Source organism: Asinibacterium sp. OR53 (assembly GCF_000515315.1).
In the GTDB taxonomy this organism is placed as follows: domain Bacteria; phylum Bacteroidota; class Bacteroidia; order Chitinophagales; family Chitinophagaceae; genus Sediminibacterium.
The window spans coordinates 2,882,718-2,898,998 of sequence record NZ_KI911562.1 but is presented as its reverse complement, the minus strand read 5'-3'; the positions used below and the strand labels follow the sequence as shown (position 1 = coordinate 2,898,998).

Below are 16,281 nucleotides of genomic sequence, written 5' to 3'. Positions count from 1 at the left end.
TATCCAGGGTTTGGAAAGCCATTACCAATAAAGACGACAGGAGCTATCGTCATCTATCATCGGGCAAAGCCTGAAAGCATTTGTTGAAAAGTAGCTATAGCTAATTACTTAAATATTAGTTAAAGCGATTTAGTGAATGCAGCTATTTTATATACATGTAGTTCTTTTGCATATAAAATTTGCCCTATGAAAAGAATGCTACTCTTTATCTGCCTGCTTTTTATCCTGTCAGGCGTACATGCTCAATTCAAGGCCGGACAAAAATTGCTGGGAGGACAGCTTTCATTTGGTTCAAACAGTGGTAACACGTCAACCTACCCGTCCCCGACATTTTCTCCTGCCGATCAGCGCTACACCTCATTCAGTCTAAACCTGTCACTATCCAGGTTTAAAAGCCCAACCGTATTGAACGGTGGAGGGATCAGTTATTCCTACATTCGTTCGAGGAGCAATATAGGCAACCCTTTTGAGCAGACGATTTCAACAAATTCACTGGGAGCTTTTGTCAACAAAACCAAACTGCACCCCCTTGCCAACAAACTTTATCTCAGCTTTACCGGAACCGGGTATGGCAATTATCTCTTTGGTACAGGTACGGCAGCAGCTTCTTTCGGTTCACCCGAAACAAAAACCAATACTTATATGTTGGGCATATCAGGATCAATGGGACTGATGTATCAATTGAACGAGCGCTTCCTCGTCTCTTGCGAATTGAGTAACCTGCTGAACCTGGCATACAGTCACAGTGATATAAAGAATACTTCGGGAGGAGGTTCTACTATCAAGACCTATAATGATGCAATTGGTTTTTCAACCGGGCTCAGCGGGTTTTCGATGAATTCACTTTCTTTTGGTGTGCGTTACCTGTTCAAGAATTAAATCATTGCATCGACTGCAGTAATTCAGCACCTTCTGCTTTCAGCGCAGGGTCGCTGGCAGTGCGAACAGGCAGCCTTACCAGGAGCTTCAATACTTCAATAGCTTGTGCGGGCCGCCTGTTCTCTTTATATGCTTTCGCCAATACGAGGTAATTCGCTACAAAATAAGGCTCCAGTGTTTTGCATTGTTCCAGGTGTGCAATGGCAGAATCCATATCGGCTTGTGGTAAACCTCCGTGCAGGAATTTGATGGCGGCTTTTTTCAAAGGCGGCAGCGTCAACACTTCATAATGCCACTTGCCTAACAGGTAATGCGCTTTCCCGTAACGGGGATTCAACAACAGCGCTTTATCAGCATATCTTTTTTCATCTTTAAAATAAACCGCTGTTTTCTTCGCTTCCGTTTCTATCTCGGGCATGCGATCGGCTACCAGCGCCATAATATAATTCGCATCAGCATTGTTGCTGTCTGCCTGCCAGGTCCGCTGCGCAAAAGCCGCTGCTGACTCATAATACAAGCGCATGCCGTTCTTATCTGTTACCCTACTGCCCAACGATAAATTCAACTCGGCAGAATGCACCAATGCACGGATATTAGCAGGCGATATCAATAATATCTCCTTGTATTTATCCAATGCCGGCTGGTCTTTCTGCTGCTTTTCAAAATTATCTGCTTCTTTCAACAGTACATTCACATCCTGCGCACGCAAGGTCGCTGCGCTGAACAATAAAATGAATACGACTAAATTATATTTCATGAACTATTTAGTTAATTCAAACTCCACTCCCACACTTCCATTAAAATCGCGTATCGGTGGTTGCAATTTATCGATCGATATTTTGACTTTTTCCGCCTGCTGAAAAGTTGCGAGTATTTCCTGCGCAATAGTAGTAGCCAGTGTTTCGAGTAACAAAGTAGGCGTTTCCATTCTTTTCTTTATCAACTCATAAACCCTGACATAGTTGATGGTTTCATGTAAAGCATTGACAGGAATACGGGCAGGCTGGTGCCAAACGGTAACATCTACTTTGAAATCATTGCCCAATACCGTCTCTTCTTCATATAAACCATGAAAGGAGTGAAAAAGGAGGTTGTTTAAATGTATTGAAAGCATAAATATCATTTGTTGCAACCGTCATCCCGAGCGAGCGAAGCGAGTCGAGGGATCTGCTGAAAGCTTCATGAGGCCTTTCGACTCGCTTCGCTCGCTCAAGGTGACGGGAAAATTAAACGAGTCCTTTCGTTGTCAGGTACCGTTCCGCATCCAATGCCGCCATACAACCGCTGCCGGCTGCTGTTACCGCCTGGCGGTAATTCTTGTCCTGCACATCTCCCGCAGCGAATACACCTTCTATATTAGTTTTGGTAGTGCCCGGCGTGGTAAGCAGGTAACCGGTCTCATCCATATCCAGCCATCCTTTGAAGATATCGCTGTTGGGGTGATGGCCGATGGCAACAAAAAATCCGCTGATGGGTATGGTCTGTGTTTCCTGTGTCTGGTTGTTTTTGATGCGAACAGCTTCCACTTTCTTTTCTCCCAGTATTTCATCAGTATCAGTGTTCCAATACACTTTGATGTTGGGTGCATTCAATACCCTTTCCTGCATCACTTTACTGGCGCGCATTTTATCGCGGCGGATGAACATGTGAACAGTAGTGCAGAGTTTCGATAAATACAAAGCTTCTTCCGCAGCAGTGTCTCCTGCACCAACGATGGCCACATCTTTTCCTTTGAAGAAAAATCCATCGCACACGGCACAGGCGCTCACGCCAAAACCGTTCAGGCGTTCTTCACTGGGCAGTCCCAGCCATTTGGCCGAAGCGCCGGTACAGATGATCACGGCATCTGCTTCGATCCATTTTTCTTCATCGATCTGCACTTTGTATGGATGTTGGGAGAAATCAACTTTGGTAGCGAGTCCGTAACGGATATCGGCGCCCATCCGGGCAGCCTGCTTTTCAAAATGGACCATCATTTCAGGCCCTTGTATGCCATCGGGATAACCCGGATAATTTTCAACTTCTGTGGTGATGGTGAGCTGTCCGCCAGGCTGTATACCCTGGTACAATACCGGCTTCATATTGGCGCGGGCCGCATAAATGGCGGCGGTATAACCCGCAGGTCCGGAACCTATGATCAGCACATGTACTTTTTCCGTTGCTTCATTTGCCATACTACTTAGACTATTTAGATTTGAACAAACATACAAACAAAAACCCCTCCGTTTTCACAGAGGGGTCTTATTGTCAGTTTCTTTGTAGAACCTTATCCCAGGTATGCTTTCAATGCATTACTGTAGCGCGCTTTCTGCAAGCGTTTGATGGCCCTTTCCTTGATCTGGCGGATACGCTCCTTTGTCAGGTCGTACTTCATGCCAATCTGTTCTATGGTCACCCCGTTCTCGCCATCCAGACCAAAATACGCATTCACGATTTCGGCTTCACGCGGACTCAGTGATTTCAATACACGGCGGATTTCTTCACGCAGTGAATCTTTCATCACGTCGTCATCGGTATCATCGCTACCTTCCAGCAGGTCGCCCATGGCTACATCTTCCGCCTCGTGTACGGGGGCATCCAGTGAAGTGTGACGGGTGTTGCTCTGGAAGATGTTGTTGATCTCGGTTTCGCTCATCTCCAGGATTTCGGCCAACTCTTCGGTAGACGGCTCGCGCTCGTGCTCCTGTTCAAAAGCCATATAGGCTTTGTTGGCTTTGTTGTATGTGCCAATTTTGTTTTGAGGCAGGCGGACCAATCTGCCCTGCTCTGCCAACGCCTGTAAAATGGACTGGCGGATCCACCATACCGCGTATGAGATGAATTTAAAACCCTTGGTTTCATCGAAACGCTGGGCTGCTTTTATCAGACCGAGGTTGCCCTCGTTGATCAGGTCGCTAAGAGAAAGGCCCTGGTGCTGGTACTGCTTAGCCACAGATACCACGAAACGTAAGTTGGCCTGCACCAATTTGTCGAGCGCTCGCTGATCACCCATTTTGATGCGCTGTGCCAGTGTAGTCTCCTCCTCGGGAGTGATCATAGGGATCTTGGAAATCTCCTGCAGATACTTTTCTACGGCCTGCGAATCTCGGTTGGTGATCTGTGTTGCAATTTTGAGCTGCCTCATGATGTGATATTATCTTATTTAATGTAAACGACTAAAAGACCTCAAATGTTTCAAAAGCGCTGTACTAAAATCGTTAAAGTTACCCAATACGATCATAAGAAGCCCGCAAAGTTACATCGTAACAATGGATTTTGCCAGCTTTTGTGGAAAAAACTGCATAAATGGGCAAAATATGACAATTAATCAGCTCAAACGGGAATCGGCGATAGACTGGTCAATACCCTCCTCCAGCCGCTGCTGCTCCTGTAACCGCTTGAGTTTTCTTCCATAGGATATTTTCGTAATAAGTACGAAGAATACCGGTACCACGAATATGGCCAGTGTGGTAGCCGCCAGCATACCCCCGAATACGGTCCAGCCAATGGTTTTTCTCGATTCCGCCGCCGCTCCCGATGCAAATGCCAGGGGCAATACCCCCAGGATAAAGGCCAGGGAGGTCATCACAATAGGCCGCAACCTCAGTTCTACTGCCTGTAAAGTGGCGTGAACGATGTCGATCCCCTTGTCTACCCGCTCTTTGGCAAATTCCACGATCAGGATGGCGTTCTTGGCCGCCAGTCCGATCAGGGTAATCAACCCTATCTGTGCATATACGTTATTACTGAGTGATGGGATGAAGGTAAGCGTAAGAATAGAGCCGAATGCGCCGATCGGCACGGCGAACAATACCGAGAACGGGATGGACCAGCTCTCATACAATGCCGCCAGGAACAGGAACACGAACACAATGGAGATAGCGAAGATCATCGCCGCACTGCTGCCTGCTTTGATCTCTTCCCTGCTCATACCCGAAAATTCATAGCTGTAACCTTCGGGCAGCACCTGGGCCGCTGTTTGTTTTAATGCCTCGATGGCCTGTCCGCTGCTGAAGCCGGGTTTGGGTGCTCCGTTGATCTCGATAGAACGGTAAATATTATAGTGTGATATGACGGCCGGGTTTTCAATCAGCTTTGTATTGACCAACGCACCCATCGGCACCATTCCACCCTGGCTGTTACGCACGTAATAGCCCTGCAGGTCATCGATGGATCCGCGGAAACTGCTGTCAGCCTGCGTCATCACCCTGAAATTACGGCCGTAAATATTGAAATCGTTTACGTAACTGCTGCCCAGCAAGGTTGACAATGTTGAATAAGCATCTGCCACAGATACGCCCAGCTTTTTCGCTTTCTCCCTGTCAACATCTACCTGGTAACCCGGTGTTCGTGTAGAGAAGAACGTGTATGCCATACCAATTTCCGGCCGCTGGTAGAGCGCGCCGAGGAATCTTTTGGCTACTGCTTCGAATTGCCTGAGGCTGTCGGTACTGGTGGTCTGTTGCAGTTCAAAAGTAAAACCCGAAGTGGCGCCCAATCCCGGGATGGCGGGCGGCGCAATGGGTAATATACGTGCCTCTTTTATATTGGCAGTTCGTTTGGTGATCTCTGCAATCACCCCTTTCAATTGTTCTTCCGCTTTCTTCCGGTCTTCCCAGGGTTTCAGGCTCACGAACATGGTACCGGTGTTGGATTTGCTGGAGAAACTTACAATGTTGAGCCCGGCCAGTCCCCCTACCACTTTAACGGCAGGGATCGCCCGCACTCTGGCCATTACATCCTTCATCATAGCCACGTTGCGCGTCGTAGAAGTTCCTTCGGGCATTTCATACGTTACATACAAACGGCCTTCGTCTTCCGTGGGTATAAAGCCGGAAGGTTTGGCTTTGAAAAGGAAAAACAATCCTACGAACAAACACACCATCATCACCAATACATAAGGCGTTGCGCGGATCCATTTACCTACACCACGTGCATAAGAACGGGTGAGCCTGGTGAACTTGTTGTTGAAAGCGGCAAAGAATTTTTCCAGGATGTTCTTTTTCGCTGTTGCATCTTTAGAAGGCTTCAGCAATACAATACACAGGGCCGGGGTGAGTGAAAGCGCAACGAATGCAGAGATCACTACCGAAACGGCAATGGTAATGGCAAACTGCTGGTAAAGCCTGCCCACGATACCCGGCACAAATCCTACCGGTATGAACACAGCTGCCAATATCAACGCGATAGCCACTACCGGACCAGAAATGTCTTTCATGGCTTTTTGCGTGGCTTCCCTGGGCGTCATCTTTTCATGGTCGATATAATGCTGTACTGCTTCCACTACCACAATGGCATCATCCACCACTATACCGATGGCCAACACAAAGGCAAAGAGTGTAAGCGTGTTGATGGTGAATCCGAAGGGCGCGAAGAAAATAAAGGCGCCGATCAATGATACCGGTATCGCCAACACAGGGATCAGCGTAGCGCGCCAGTTCTGCAGGAACAGGAATACCACCAATACCACCAGCAGCAACGCTTCCAGCAAGGTATGGATCACTTCATCGATCGATACCTGTACTACTGATGCTGTTTCGAGCGGCACCAGGTAATCGACATCTTTAGGGAAATGTTTTTTCAGGTTATCCAATGCTTTCATCACACCGGCATAAGTATCGAGTGCATTGGCGCCGGGTGCCTGGTAAATAAGCACGAAAGCACAAGGCTTTCCATTTACCAGGGCATTGATGGAATAGTCGAATTTACCTAACTCAACACGGGCAATATCTTTCAAATAGACGATACTTCCATCGGAAGGCTTGGTACGTACGATGATGTTTTCAAACTGCTCTTTGGTATTGATGCGGCTGCTGGTAAGCACATTGTATTCGAAGACCTGCTGTCCCGGTTGCGGATTACCGCCCACGGTTCCTGCCGCGATCTGCAGGTTTTGTTCTGCGAGCGCAGCATTCACATCGGCCGGTGTAAGGCCCAGCGCAGCCAGCTTGCGCGGGTTGAGCCATACACGCATACTGAAATCATCGGCACGGGCCAGGATATCTCCCACTCCTTTCACACGCAGCAGCGCATCTTTCAAATAAATATTCGCATAGTTACCCAGGAAGATCGCATCGTGCGTACCATTGGGTGAATACAGCGCCAGCGCCATCATGATGCTGGGGTTACGCTTACGGGTAGTGAGTCCCAGTCGTTTCACCGCATCGGGCAAAGTAGGTTGCGCCACACTCACGCGGTTCTGTACATCCAACGTGGCGATATCGATATTGGTACCTACTTCAAAATTTACCGTAATGCTGCTCTGTCCGCTGCTGGTACTGTTACTGCTCATATAGGTCATGCCCGGCGTACCGTTCACCTGCGATTCAATGGCCGTGGTGGTCGTCTGTTCCACCGTCTGCGCATCGGCGCCGGTGAAATTACCACTGATGGAAACCGTTGGCGGTGTGATATCAGGATACTGCGCAACAGGCAGGTTGGTCATGGAGATCAATCCCACCAGCACAATCACAATGGAAATGACGATGGCTGTAACGGGACGTTTTATAAAAGTATCTGCGATCATATTGAATTAAAAATTAACGCTCTATTTTTGACTCTTGCCTTTGACAGCAGTAGTAATCACTGCTCCTTCACGTAAATTCTGTACTCCCTGCACGGCTATTTTTTCACCTGCATTCAAACCGCTCTGCACAATCACGTTGTTTCCTATTTGAGTACCCAACTGCACTTTGCGCTGGTTCACTTTGCTGCTATCGCCCACTACGTAAACGAAGAACTCACCTAATTGCTCTGTAATCGCTTTATAAGGGATCATCACAGCGTGATTCGATACCTGGTTGAGTACACGTACGGTAGCGCTCATCCCTGCTTTCAACATGCCTTTATCATTCGGAAAGCTGAGCCTTGTTCTGATGGTAGCTGTTTGCGGATCAACAGCGCGATCGATCATGCTGATGGTACCGTTAGCAGGATACACATCTGTTCCAAATGCAAGGGTGAAAGTAGAATCCTTGCTCCCCTTCTGTTGTAATTGCGTGAAACGATACAGCTCCTGTTGGTTCACAGCAAAATCAACGGCCATAGGGTTATCAGTAGAAACGGTGTTGAGCACGGTTTGACCTGCCACCACTGCGGCTCCCTGCTTTACCTGTGAAATACCAATGGTGCCGCTGAACGGCGCATAAATGGTAGTGAAACCCAGGTTGCTCTTCATGCTGTTCACTGCTGCTTTGGCGGCCGATACCTGTTTGTGCGCGGCTTCCAATGCGGCATCGGCATAATCAACTTGCTGCCTGGCAATGGCATCGTGCTTATCCAACTCATGGTAACGGTCGGCGTCTTTTTGGGCTTTCAATAAATTGGTTTCCTGCACCTGCAGGTTGGCTTGCGCCTGCTGGTAATTGGCATCGTATACCTGCGCGTCGATGGTGTATAATTTTTGCCCCCTGCTCACTTTATCTCCATCTTTAAAGAACAGCCCCGTAACATAACCGCTTACCTGCGCCCTGATATCTACCTGGTTGAAGGCCACCACCGTGCCGGGATATTCATCGTGATACACCGCATCAGTGCTTTTTACTGTATCGAGGGTTACCGGTACGGCTTGCAGGCCAGCCTGCTGCGGCCCCTGTTGTTGCGAACTTCCGCAGGAAGCCAGGAACAACGCCGTTATAATGATGCCGGTATGATTTTTCAAAGTATGCAACAACATATAAAGAGATGATTTAAAAATTAGTAAACGATTTGGCCCAGGGCTACCTGCACATCTATTTTGCTGGCCAGCACCTGGTATAAGGCATTGTAATAATTGATCTCCGATGTACGCAGATCGGTTTCTGCTGTAATGACTTCCAGGTAAGTCTTCACGCCCGATTTGTACTGCAACTCAATAATGCCATACACTTCCTTAGCCAACGCCAGGTTTTCTTTCAGCGCCTGGTAATTAGCCAGGTTGGTTTTATAGCCGGCCATTGCCTGTGCATACTGTGCATTGACAGCGTTTTTCAGGTTGATGATGTCCCAGTCGGTCTTCTTCAACTGCCACCCTGCCTGGTCGATATTCGCTTTGCGCTTACCCCCCTGGAAAATGGGAAGGGTTATCGTCAACGCCGCAAAAGAACTGGGAAAATTCATATTGTACAACTTGGCAAAATCGTTGTCTTGGAAATTCATGTTATACGCTCCGTTGAGGGCTATTGTGGGGAGGTATGACCATTTCTCATATTGCAGGTTGGCCGACCACAGTTTCTTCTGCGTTTGCAGGAACTGGTATTCCGCGCGGCGTGTATAATCGGGCAACTGCAATGTATCCAGTACCGCATCTTTCTCCAGTTGAAGGGTATCGTATGCAATATGCAGGTCTACACTATCCGGACAACCCATCAGCGTTTTCAGGTAGGCTGACTTAGCCTTCAATACTACCAGGTTGGCCGCACGGGTAGCTTTGCTGTTGTTGAGAGAAATGGTAGCACGCTTATAATCGGTCTTGTCAGTCAGTCCGGCTTTGTACTGGTTGGTTGCTATCTGTATACTGCTTTCCAGCCGCGCAATATTTTCATCCGATACTTTGATCTGTTGCATGGTAGCCAGCACATCGTAAAAGGCTTTCGACACGTTGGAGATCACACTGATCTTGTCGATACCGGTATGCTGACGTGCCTGCGTACGAACATCGCTCTTGCTGCGGAAAGCCAGCAATGCATCGCGGTTGAAAAGGTTCTGGGATACAGTGAATTGTGCAGCAGAAGTATTGTTAACGCCCAGCCTGATGGGGTTTCCGCCAATGACACTTGTTGGCACCTGGAAATTGTGTTGCAGGCTATAGTTCAAATTCAGTTGTGGGTACCAGGCCGATAGTTTGTTGCGGATGGTGGTTTCAACGATCTCTTCATCGATAAGCGACTGTTGAAAAGAAGGCTGGTGCTTCAAAGCATACTGCACAACATTGTCCAGGCTGGCGTTCTGTAATAAAGTGGCATCCTGCTGCGACTGTTGCGCTTTTCCGGGTAAATACAAACAAGCAAGGATGCAGAGGAGGTAAACGGGTTTAGTGATATGGATCTTTCGAATCATGATATCCGTTTTAGGAATACGGAAGTCTCCAATCGGTAGATTGAAGATATTAATTTATGAGCAATTTTTTTAATTTGCAAAATTAAGGGCACCAGGATCATAGTTGCAACATTATTTTATAAACGGTAAGCTTCGGAATCATCTTGTTCTGATCGCAACACCTATCTTAGCGGCATGATCGATTTCAGAAGTGATACCGTTACACGGCCTACCCCTGGCATGCTGGCAGCAATGCAGTCAGCTCCAACTGGGGATGATGTTTTTGGAGAAGACCCAACGGTAAACCGGTTGGAACAATTATGTGCCGGTTTGTTTGGCATGGAGGCGGCTGTTTTTTGCCCCAGTGGCACCATGACCAACCAGATTGCCATCAAATGTCATACACAACCGGGAGATGAAGTGATCTGCGATCAGTTGTCGCATGTTTACCAATACGAAGGAGGCGGCATTGCTTTCAACTCGGGTTGCTCGGTGCGTTTGCTGCATGGCGACCGTGGCCGTATCACGGCAGCACAAGTGAAACAGTCCATCAATGCAGATGATGTACATAAGCCGGCCTCCACATTGGTCTCTTTAGAAAATACAGCCAATCGCGGCGGTGGAAGCTGTTATCAATTTACTGATATACAGGAAATAAAACAGGTTTGTTTGGATAATAACCTCAGGCTGCACCTCGATGGGGCCCGCCTCTTCAATGCCCTCGTAGCGAAGAATGAAACCTGCCAGCAATATGGAACTGTGTTCGACAGTATTTCTATTTGTTTAAGTAAAGGATTGGGCGCCCCGGTAGGAAGTGTATTGATCGGATCCGGCGTTTATATTAAGAAAGCGCGCAGGATACGGAAAGTATTTGGCGGCGGTATGCGGCAAGCGGGCTATCTGGCAGCAGCGGGAATTTATGCATTGGAAAATAATGTAGCACGCCTGGCGGATGACCATGCACATGCGCAGCGAATTGCAGCAGCATTGCAAAAGAAAGATTTTGTAGGCGAGATTTTACCAGTTGAAACCAATATCATTATTTTTGAAGTGAAAGGCCGTTTTACCGCACCTGGTTTGTCGGCAATCCTTAAACAATCCAATATCTACGCAATTGCCATATCCTCTACACAAATCAGGTTTGTGTTGCATTTAGATATTAGTTCCTCCATGGTGGACGAAACCATTAGGGTGATTGATACTTTGTAGTACAGCTGTTTATTGATTAAGTGGACTTTATTTATCATTGAAATTAGAAAAGAAGCAAGCGCATGTTACCGAGAATCAATCCAACGAATACCCAGGCATGGTTTTTATTGAAGAAACACCACGAAGAAGAAATGAGCCGCCGTCACATGAAAGACCTTTTTGCGGCCGATCCCGAGCGTTTCCAGCGCTTCTCCCTCGTATTTGAAGAAACACTGTTCGATTATTCCAAGAATATCATCAACCAGAAAACCTTACAGTTGTTGTTGCAACTGGCGGAAGACTGCAAGCTGAAAGATGCGATCCACGATATGTTCGCCGGTCTGAAGATCAATGAAACGGAACACCGTTCGGTATTGCATACCGCGCTGCGTAATTTTTCCGATACCCCTATATTGGTAGATGGCAAAGACATCATGCCCCATGTGCAACGGGTACTCAACCACATGAAAATATGCTGCGAGGAAGTGCACAGCGGTAAATGGAAAGGATATACCGGCAAAAAGATCCGTTACATTGTCAATATCGGCATCGGCGGCAGCGACCTGGGGCCGGTAATGGTAACGGAAGCGCTCCGTCCCTATTGGAAAAAAGACATTGAAACTTATTTTGTGAGCAATGTCGATGGAACGCATATCGCTGAAACACTGAAAAAAGTAACGCCTGAAGAAACACTTTTCCTGGTGGCTTCCAAAACCTTCACCACGCAGGAAACCATGACCAATGCGCACACGGCGCGTGACTGGTTTGTGAAGCACGCAAAAGACCAGGCGCATGTGGCCAAACATTTCGTGGCGCTCAGCACCAATGAAAAAGAAGTAACGGCATTTGGTATCGACAAAGCCAATATGTTTGAATTCTGGGACTGGGTAGGCGGCCGGTATTCTCTGTGGAGCGCTATCGGCTTGTCTATTGCACTCACCATCGGATATGAACATTTTGAAGCGCTCCTGAAAGGTGCGGCAGCAGTGGATGAACATTTCCGCAAAGAGAAATTTGATAAGAATATACCCGTGTTGATGGCGCTTATCGGTATCTGGTACACCAATTTCTTTGGTGCGCAAAGTGAAGCCATTCTCCCCTACGATCAATACTTACATCGTTTTGCGGCTTACCTGCAACAAGGCAATATGGAAAGCAACGGTAAAAGCATTGACCGCAGCGGGCACCCGGTTAATTATGCAACCGGACCGGTGATCTGGGGCGAGCCGGGCACCAACGGACAACACGCTTTTTACCAACTGATCCACCAGGGCACATTGATGATCCCCTGCGATTTTATTGCACCGGCTATCAGCCACAATCCTACAGGCGATCATCATACCAAACTGTTGTCTAATTTCTTTGCGCAAACAGAAGCGCTCATGAATGGCAAAACAGAGAACCAGGTAAGAGCGGAGTTAGAGAAAGCCGATAAGAGTAAAGAAGAGATCAAGCGGCTGCTGCCCTTTAAAGTATTCGAAGGCAATAAGCCTACCAATTCATTCCTGTTAAAAGAGATCACACCGCATTCATTGGGAAGTTTGATTGCGTTTTATGAGCATAAGATATTTGTGCAGGGCGTGATCTGGAATATTTTCAGCTTCGATCAATGGGGCGTGGAACTGGGTAAACAACTGGCCAATCAATTACTGCCCGAATTAACCGATGATGCAGCAGTGGCTACGCACGACTCATCCACGAACGGATTGGTCAATGCCTATAAGCAGTTCAGGAAAAACTGAATCAATGGTTAACATCAGGCCAATAGCACAAACAGATAATGCAGCCCTTGCCTCCATCATTCGCAAGGCATTGGAAGAGTTTGGCGCCAATAAGCCCGGAACCGTTTATTACGACGAAACCACCGATCATTTATTTGAAACTTTCCAGGCTGAGCCCGCCAGCATCTATTTTGTAGCGGAAAAAGACGGAGCGCTATTGGGCGGTGCGGGCATTTATCCTACTAATGCATTGCCGGCAGATACCTGCGAACTGGTGAAGATGTACCTGGCGCCTGCTGCACGCGGATTGGGCCTCGGCAGACAGCTGATCAACTTATGTTTGGAAACCGCCAAAGCAAAAGGATTTTCAAGGGTTTATCTTGAAAGTATGCCTGAATTAAAAAAAGCAGTTGGCATTTATGAGCTATTTGGCTTTCAATACCTTACAGCTCCTATGGGAAACAGCGGGCACTGCGGCTGCGGCATTTGGATGCTGAAAAATCTGTAACCGATTTGCGGGCTATTTTATTTCTTCAAATACGCCGGTCTGTTTGTTCTTGCGTACATTATCCCAATTGAACCAACGGCCGTTCATGGCTACATAAACGCCGGGCGGCAGGGTTTGCACGAATGCTAAAGCCCCGCCCAGGTTGAATAGGCCGTCGGAACTACCGAATTTGATGGGGATCATGGCCCCTGTGAGTACAATCGTTTTGTTCTTGACTTTTTCTGCCAGCACACGGGCTGTTACAGACATGGTATCGGTGCCATGGGTGATAACGATCTTGTCTTCTTCACATTGGATGCACTGGTGTACGATCAGGTCCCTGTCTTCATCGGTCATTTCCAGGCTGTCGATCATCATCAGGGTGCGGATCTGAACATCCAGCCGGCACCTTCCCTTTTCCAGCAGTTCCTGCATGTGGGTATTCTTAAAATAAAGTTCTCCATTCAGTTCATTGTATTCCTTATCGAAGGTTCCACCGGTAATAAAGATGCGGATCATAGCTGGCAATTTGAATTCGGATGTAAAGATTCAAAATCATTCGCACATAAAAAAAGCCGCTGGTGAAAGCGGCTTTTGGATAAGCAATTAGTTTATGGCTGGTTACCATTTGTCTACTTCTTCCGAAGCGGTGTTGGATGCGGCTACCGCATCAACAATGGGAGTAGCAGCTGCGGCAACGGGAGCAGTTACTGGTTGCTCGCTTACTACAGCGGTTTCTTCCGCAACTTCTACTACTTCACCCTCGGCATCGTTGTATTCATGGTTAAAAGCGTCAAAATCAAAATCAGGCATCAGTTCTGTCTTTACATAATCTACGGCTTCGTTCAGTGCCTTGATGAACTTGTTGAAGTCTTCTTTGTACAGGAAGATCTTGTGCCTGTCGTACCCGTTGTTGTCAAAGCGTTTCCGGCTTTCTGTAATGGTCAGGAAATAATCATTACCGCGTGTTGCCCTTACATCAAAAAAATACGTCCTCCTTTTGCCTGCCCTGATACGTGTGCTGTACACACTTTCCATTTTTTTTTCGTTGTTCTCGTACGACACAGTTGTAGATTTTGTTTGGTTAATTTTTGAGTGACACAAATATATGATTGTTATTGAATTACCAAAATTTTCATAAAACCTGCCGGAAACCCCGCAAAAAGCCGCTTTTGCCTTATACTTCGGCCTTTTCTTCGGTCAGTTGGAGCCGGTATAACTCGGCATAATAGCCATTGGCGGCCATCAGTTCCTCGTGTGTACCCATTTCCAACAGCTCGCCATTGTCCAGCACGACGATCTTATGAAAAGGGAAAGAGGAGAATATGCGATGGGTGATGATGATAGCGGTTTTATCGTGCAGGTATCGGTAGAGGTTACCAATAATAACGTGTTCTGTTTTGGCATCCACGGCGCTCAGGCAATCGTCGAACACTACGATCTCGGGGTTTTTGATCAACGCGCGGGCAATGGATATCCGCTGTTTCTGGCCACCACTTAATGTTACCCCCCGCTCTCCGATCATGGTTTCATAACCTTTGGCAAAGCCCTGTATTTCTTTGTGTACGCTGGCAAAAGCAGCGGCTTCCATTACCCGTTCTTCCGATGCAGGTGCGGCCAGTCCAAAGCTGATATTGTCACGCACCGTATCGCTGAACAGGAACACATCCTGTTGCACATAACTCACCTGGTCGCGGAAAGATTTGAGGTCCATCGTACGGATATCGTTGCCGCCAATGGTGATCTTCCCTTCCTGCGGATCGTAAAAACGCAACAACAACTGCGCAAGGGTGGTTTTACCACTGCCGGTTCTGCCCAATACCAGCACCTTCTCTCCTTTCGCAATCCGCAAGCTGAATTGTTTGACGGCGTTGATACCGGTATGCGGATAAATAAAATTTACTGCATCGAATACAATATCGCCGGAAACCTTTACCTGCTGGGCTTCGGGAAGATTGGCAATGGTAGGCTCGGTGAGCAGGAATTCATTGATCCTTCTTTGGGAAGCCGAAGCCCGCTGGATCATGCTGGCCGTCCACCCGATGGCGCTTACCGGGAAAGTGAGCATGTTAATATAGATGACGAATTCAACGATCAGTCCGATCTTGCTGCTGTCGTGCAGGGCCTGTACACCTCCTATCAGTATGGTGACCAACGTGCTGAGTCCAATCATCAGTGCCATACTGGGGAAATAAATGGCTTCGACCCTGGCCAGGCTCACGGCATTCTTTTTATATGCTTCGCTGTTCCTGGTGAAGAAACCGAGCATGGCTTTTTCCTGCACAAAAGATTTGATCACGCGTATACCGGAATACGATTCCTGGGCATTGGTGGTGAGGTCTGACAAAAGCGCCTGTATCCTTTCGCTTTTTTTGTTGATGATGCTGTTTACAAAATAGATGGTGATGGCCAGCAGTGGCAATGGCGCCAGTACATAGAGTGTTAACGACACATCTTTACGCAGCATATTCATCACGCAAAATCCAATGAGGGTTACGAGGTTGATCAGGTACATGATGGCGGGACCGGTGTACATCCGCACACGGCTCACGTCTTCCGTCATCCGGTTCATGAGGTCGCCGGTGCTGTGGGTCTTGTAGAAATTCGTATCGAGCCGCTGGTAATGTTTAAAAATTTCATTCTTCTGGTCGTATTCAATATGCCGGCTCATGACAATGATGGTCTGGCGCATGAAGAACATGAAAATACCGCGCAGTATGGCCAGCAATAAAATGGTGAGGCTGCAAACGGCGATGAGCCAGCCAAAACTGAACTGTGCCGATTGCACCCAGGTGATGAACCGGTGCACCAGCACATCATGTACCGGTTTGGAAACAACCGGCCTCGCGCCGGGCAATCGCTGCTGTACCAGGTTCACCACAAAACCGGTTATCTGTGGCGCCAATACGGCAAAATAGTTGGAGAATACAACAAACAGGGTACCTACTATAAAGCGTACACGGTATTTCCAGAAATATTTACGTAAAGAAGATAAAGGTGCCATGCCCCCCA

Annotated in this window: 14 protein-coding genes; 4 read left to right on the top strand and 10 right to left on the bottom strand. The window is 47.6% G+C overall.

The window, feature by feature from the left end; translation table 11 throughout:
- Positions 1 to 186: 186 nt before the first annotated feature.
- Complete coding sequence (locus tag SEDOR53_RS0112890; RefSeq protein WP_037361260.1) at positions 187 to 879, top strand: hypothetical protein; 693 nt, start codon at positions 187 to 189, stop codon at positions 877 to 879.
- 1 nt (position 880) lies between these two features.
- Here SEDOR53_RS0112890 and SEDOR53_RS0112885 read toward each other — a convergent pair whose 3' ends face one another.
- The 7 genes from SEDOR53_RS0112885 to SEDOR53_RS0112855 all read right to left on the bottom strand — a co-directional run bounded on the left by SEDOR53_RS0112885 (position 881) and on the right by SEDOR53_RS0112855 (position 9,894).
- Positions 881 to 1,636, bottom strand: a complete 756-nt coding sequence (locus SEDOR53_RS0112885) for a hypothetical protein (protein ID WP_026770096.1) — start codon at positions 1,634 to 1,636, stop codon at positions 881 to 883.
- A 3-nt stretch (positions 1,637 to 1,639) separates the two neighbouring features.
- Positions 1,640 to 1,993 (bottom strand): dihydroneopterin aldolase, encoded by a 354-nt coding sequence (folB, locus tag SEDOR53_RS0112880; RefSeq protein WP_051416639.1) that lies wholly within the window; start codon positions 1,991 to 1,993, stop codon positions 1,640 to 1,642.
- 112 nt (positions 1,994 to 2,105) lie between these two features.
- A complete protein-coding gene (gene trxB, locus SEDOR53_RS0112875) occupies positions 2,106 to 3,053 on the bottom strand; it encodes a thioredoxin-disulfide reductase (RefSeq protein WP_026770094.1) in 948 nt (315 codons plus the stop codon).
- A 92-nt stretch (positions 3,054 to 3,145) separates the two neighbouring features.
- The gene (locus SEDOR53_RS0112870) at positions 3,146 to 4,003 is read right to left on the bottom strand and encodes an RNA polymerase sigma factor RpoD/SigA (RefSeq protein ID WP_026770093.1); all 858 of its coding nucleotides are present in this window, start codon (positions 4,001 to 4,003) and stop codon (positions 3,146 to 3,148) included.
- A 183-nt stretch (positions 4,004 to 4,186) separates the two neighbouring features.
- Positions 4,187 to 7,384, bottom strand: a complete 3,198-nt coding sequence (locus SEDOR53_RS17950) for an efflux RND transporter permease subunit (protein ID WP_051416638.1) — start codon at positions 7,382 to 7,384, stop codon at positions 4,187 to 4,189.
- A 21-nt stretch (positions 7,385 to 7,405) separates the two neighbouring features.
- Positions 7,406 to 8,533 (bottom strand): efflux RND transporter periplasmic adaptor subunit, encoded by a 1,128-nt coding sequence (locus tag SEDOR53_RS0112860; protein ID WP_026770092.1) that lies wholly within the window; start codon positions 8,531 to 8,533, stop codon positions 7,406 to 7,408.
- Positions 8,534 to 8,553: 20 nt separating this feature from the next.
- Entirely contained in the window at positions 8,554 to 9,894 is a 1,341-nt protein-coding gene (locus tag SEDOR53_RS0112855; protein WP_026770091.1) for a TolC family protein, read from the bottom strand.
- A gap of 174 nt (positions 9,895 to 10,068) precedes the next feature.
- Between SEDOR53_RS0112855 and SEDOR53_RS0112850 the strand changes: the two genes are divergently transcribed.
- From SEDOR53_RS0112850 to SEDOR53_RS0112840, 3 genes are all read left to right on the top strand, one after another.
- Positions 10,069 to 11,082, top strand: a complete 1,014-nt coding sequence (locus SEDOR53_RS0112850; RefSeq protein WP_026770090.1) for a low specificity L-threonine aldolase — start codon at positions 10,069 to 10,071, stop codon at positions 11,080 to 11,082.
- 62 nt (positions 11,083 to 11,144) lie between these two features.
- Positions 11,145 to 12,803 (top strand): glucose-6-phosphate isomerase, encoded by a 1,659-nt coding sequence (gene pgi, locus SEDOR53_RS0112845; RefSeq protein WP_026770089.1) that lies wholly within the window; start codon positions 11,145 to 11,147, stop codon positions 12,801 to 12,803.
- A gap of 4 nt (positions 12,804 to 12,807) precedes the next feature.
- Positions 12,808 to 13,290: a GNAT family N-acetyltransferase gene (locus SEDOR53_RS0112840; protein ID WP_026770088.1), complete on the top strand. Its 483-nt coding sequence runs from the start codon at positions 12,808 to 12,810 to the stop codon at positions 13,288 to 13,290.
- Between the two features lie 12 nt (positions 13,291 to 13,302).
- Here the strand turns inward: SEDOR53_RS0112840 and SEDOR53_RS0112835 are convergent, their stop codons facing one another.
- From SEDOR53_RS0112835 to SEDOR53_RS0112825, 3 genes are all read right to left on the bottom strand, one after another.
- Complete coding sequence (locus SEDOR53_RS0112835) at positions 13,303 to 13,788, bottom strand: asparaginase domain-containing protein (protein WP_026770087.1); 486 nt, start codon at positions 13,786 to 13,788, stop codon at positions 13,303 to 13,305.
- A 102-nt stretch (positions 13,789 to 13,890) separates the two neighbouring features.
- Positions 13,891 to 14,334, bottom strand: a complete 444-nt coding sequence (locus SEDOR53_RS0112830; protein WP_026770086.1) for a DUF3276 family protein — start codon at positions 14,332 to 14,334, stop codon at positions 13,891 to 13,893.
- Between the two features lie 112 nt (positions 14,335 to 14,446).
- Entirely contained in the window at positions 14,447 to 16,273 is a 1,827-nt protein-coding gene (locus tag SEDOR53_RS0112825) for an ABC transporter ATP-binding protein (RefSeq protein WP_026770085.1), read from the bottom strand.
- Positions 16,274 to 16,281 lie beyond the last annotated feature (8 nt).

What these genes read in the sequence shown, in the direction of transcription:
- SEDOR53_RS0112890 (WP_037361260.1), top strand. Translation starts at nt 187, where the DNA reads ATGAAAAGAATGCTACTCTTTATCTGCCTGCTTTTTATCCTGTCAGGC.
- SEDOR53_RS0112885 (WP_026770096.1), bottom strand. Translation starts at nt 1,636, where the DNA reads ATGAAATATAATTTAGTCGTATTCATTTTATTGTTCAGCGCAGCGACC.
- folB (WP_051416639.1), bottom strand. Translation starts at nt 1,993, where the DNA reads ATGCTTTCAATACATTTAAACAACCTCCTTTTTCACTCCTTTCATGGT.
- trxB (WP_026770094.1), bottom strand. Translation starts at nt 3,053, where the DNA reads ATGGCAAATGAAGCAACGGAAAAAGTACATGTGCTGATCATAGGTTCC.
- SEDOR53_RS0112870 (WP_026770093.1), bottom strand. Translation starts at nt 4,003, where the DNA reads ATGAGGCAGCTCAAAATTGCAACACAGATCACCAACCGAGATTCGCAG.
- SEDOR53_RS17950 (WP_051416638.1), bottom strand. Translation starts at nt 7,384, where the DNA reads ATGATCGCAGATACTTTTATAAAACGTCCCGTTACAGCCATCGTCATT.
- SEDOR53_RS0112860 (WP_026770092.1), bottom strand. Translation starts at nt 8,533, where the DNA reads ATGTTGTTGCATACTTTGAAAAATCATACCGGCATCATTATAACGGCG.
- SEDOR53_RS0112855 (WP_026770091.1), bottom strand. Translation starts at nt 9,894, where the DNA reads ATGATTCGAAAGATCCATATCACTAAACCCGTTTACCTCCTCTGCATC.
- SEDOR53_RS0112850 (WP_026770090.1), top strand. Translation starts at nt 10,069, where the DNA reads ATGATCGATTTCAGAAGTGATACCGTTACACGGCCTACCCCTGGCATG.
- pgi (WP_026770089.1), top strand. Translation starts at nt 11,145, where the DNA reads ATGTTACCGAGAATCAATCCAACGAATACCCAGGCATGGTTTTTATTG.
- SEDOR53_RS0112840 (WP_026770088.1), top strand. Translation starts at nt 12,808, where the DNA reads ATGGTTAACATCAGGCCAATAGCACAAACAGATAATGCAGCCCTTGCC.
- SEDOR53_RS0112835 (WP_026770087.1), bottom strand. Translation starts at nt 13,788, where the DNA reads ATGATCCGCATCTTTATTACCGGTGGAACCTTCGATAAGGAATACAAT.
- SEDOR53_RS0112825 (WP_026770085.1), bottom strand. Translation starts at nt 16,273, where the DNA reads ATGGCACCTTTATCTTCTTTACGTAAATATTTCTGGAAATACCGTGTA.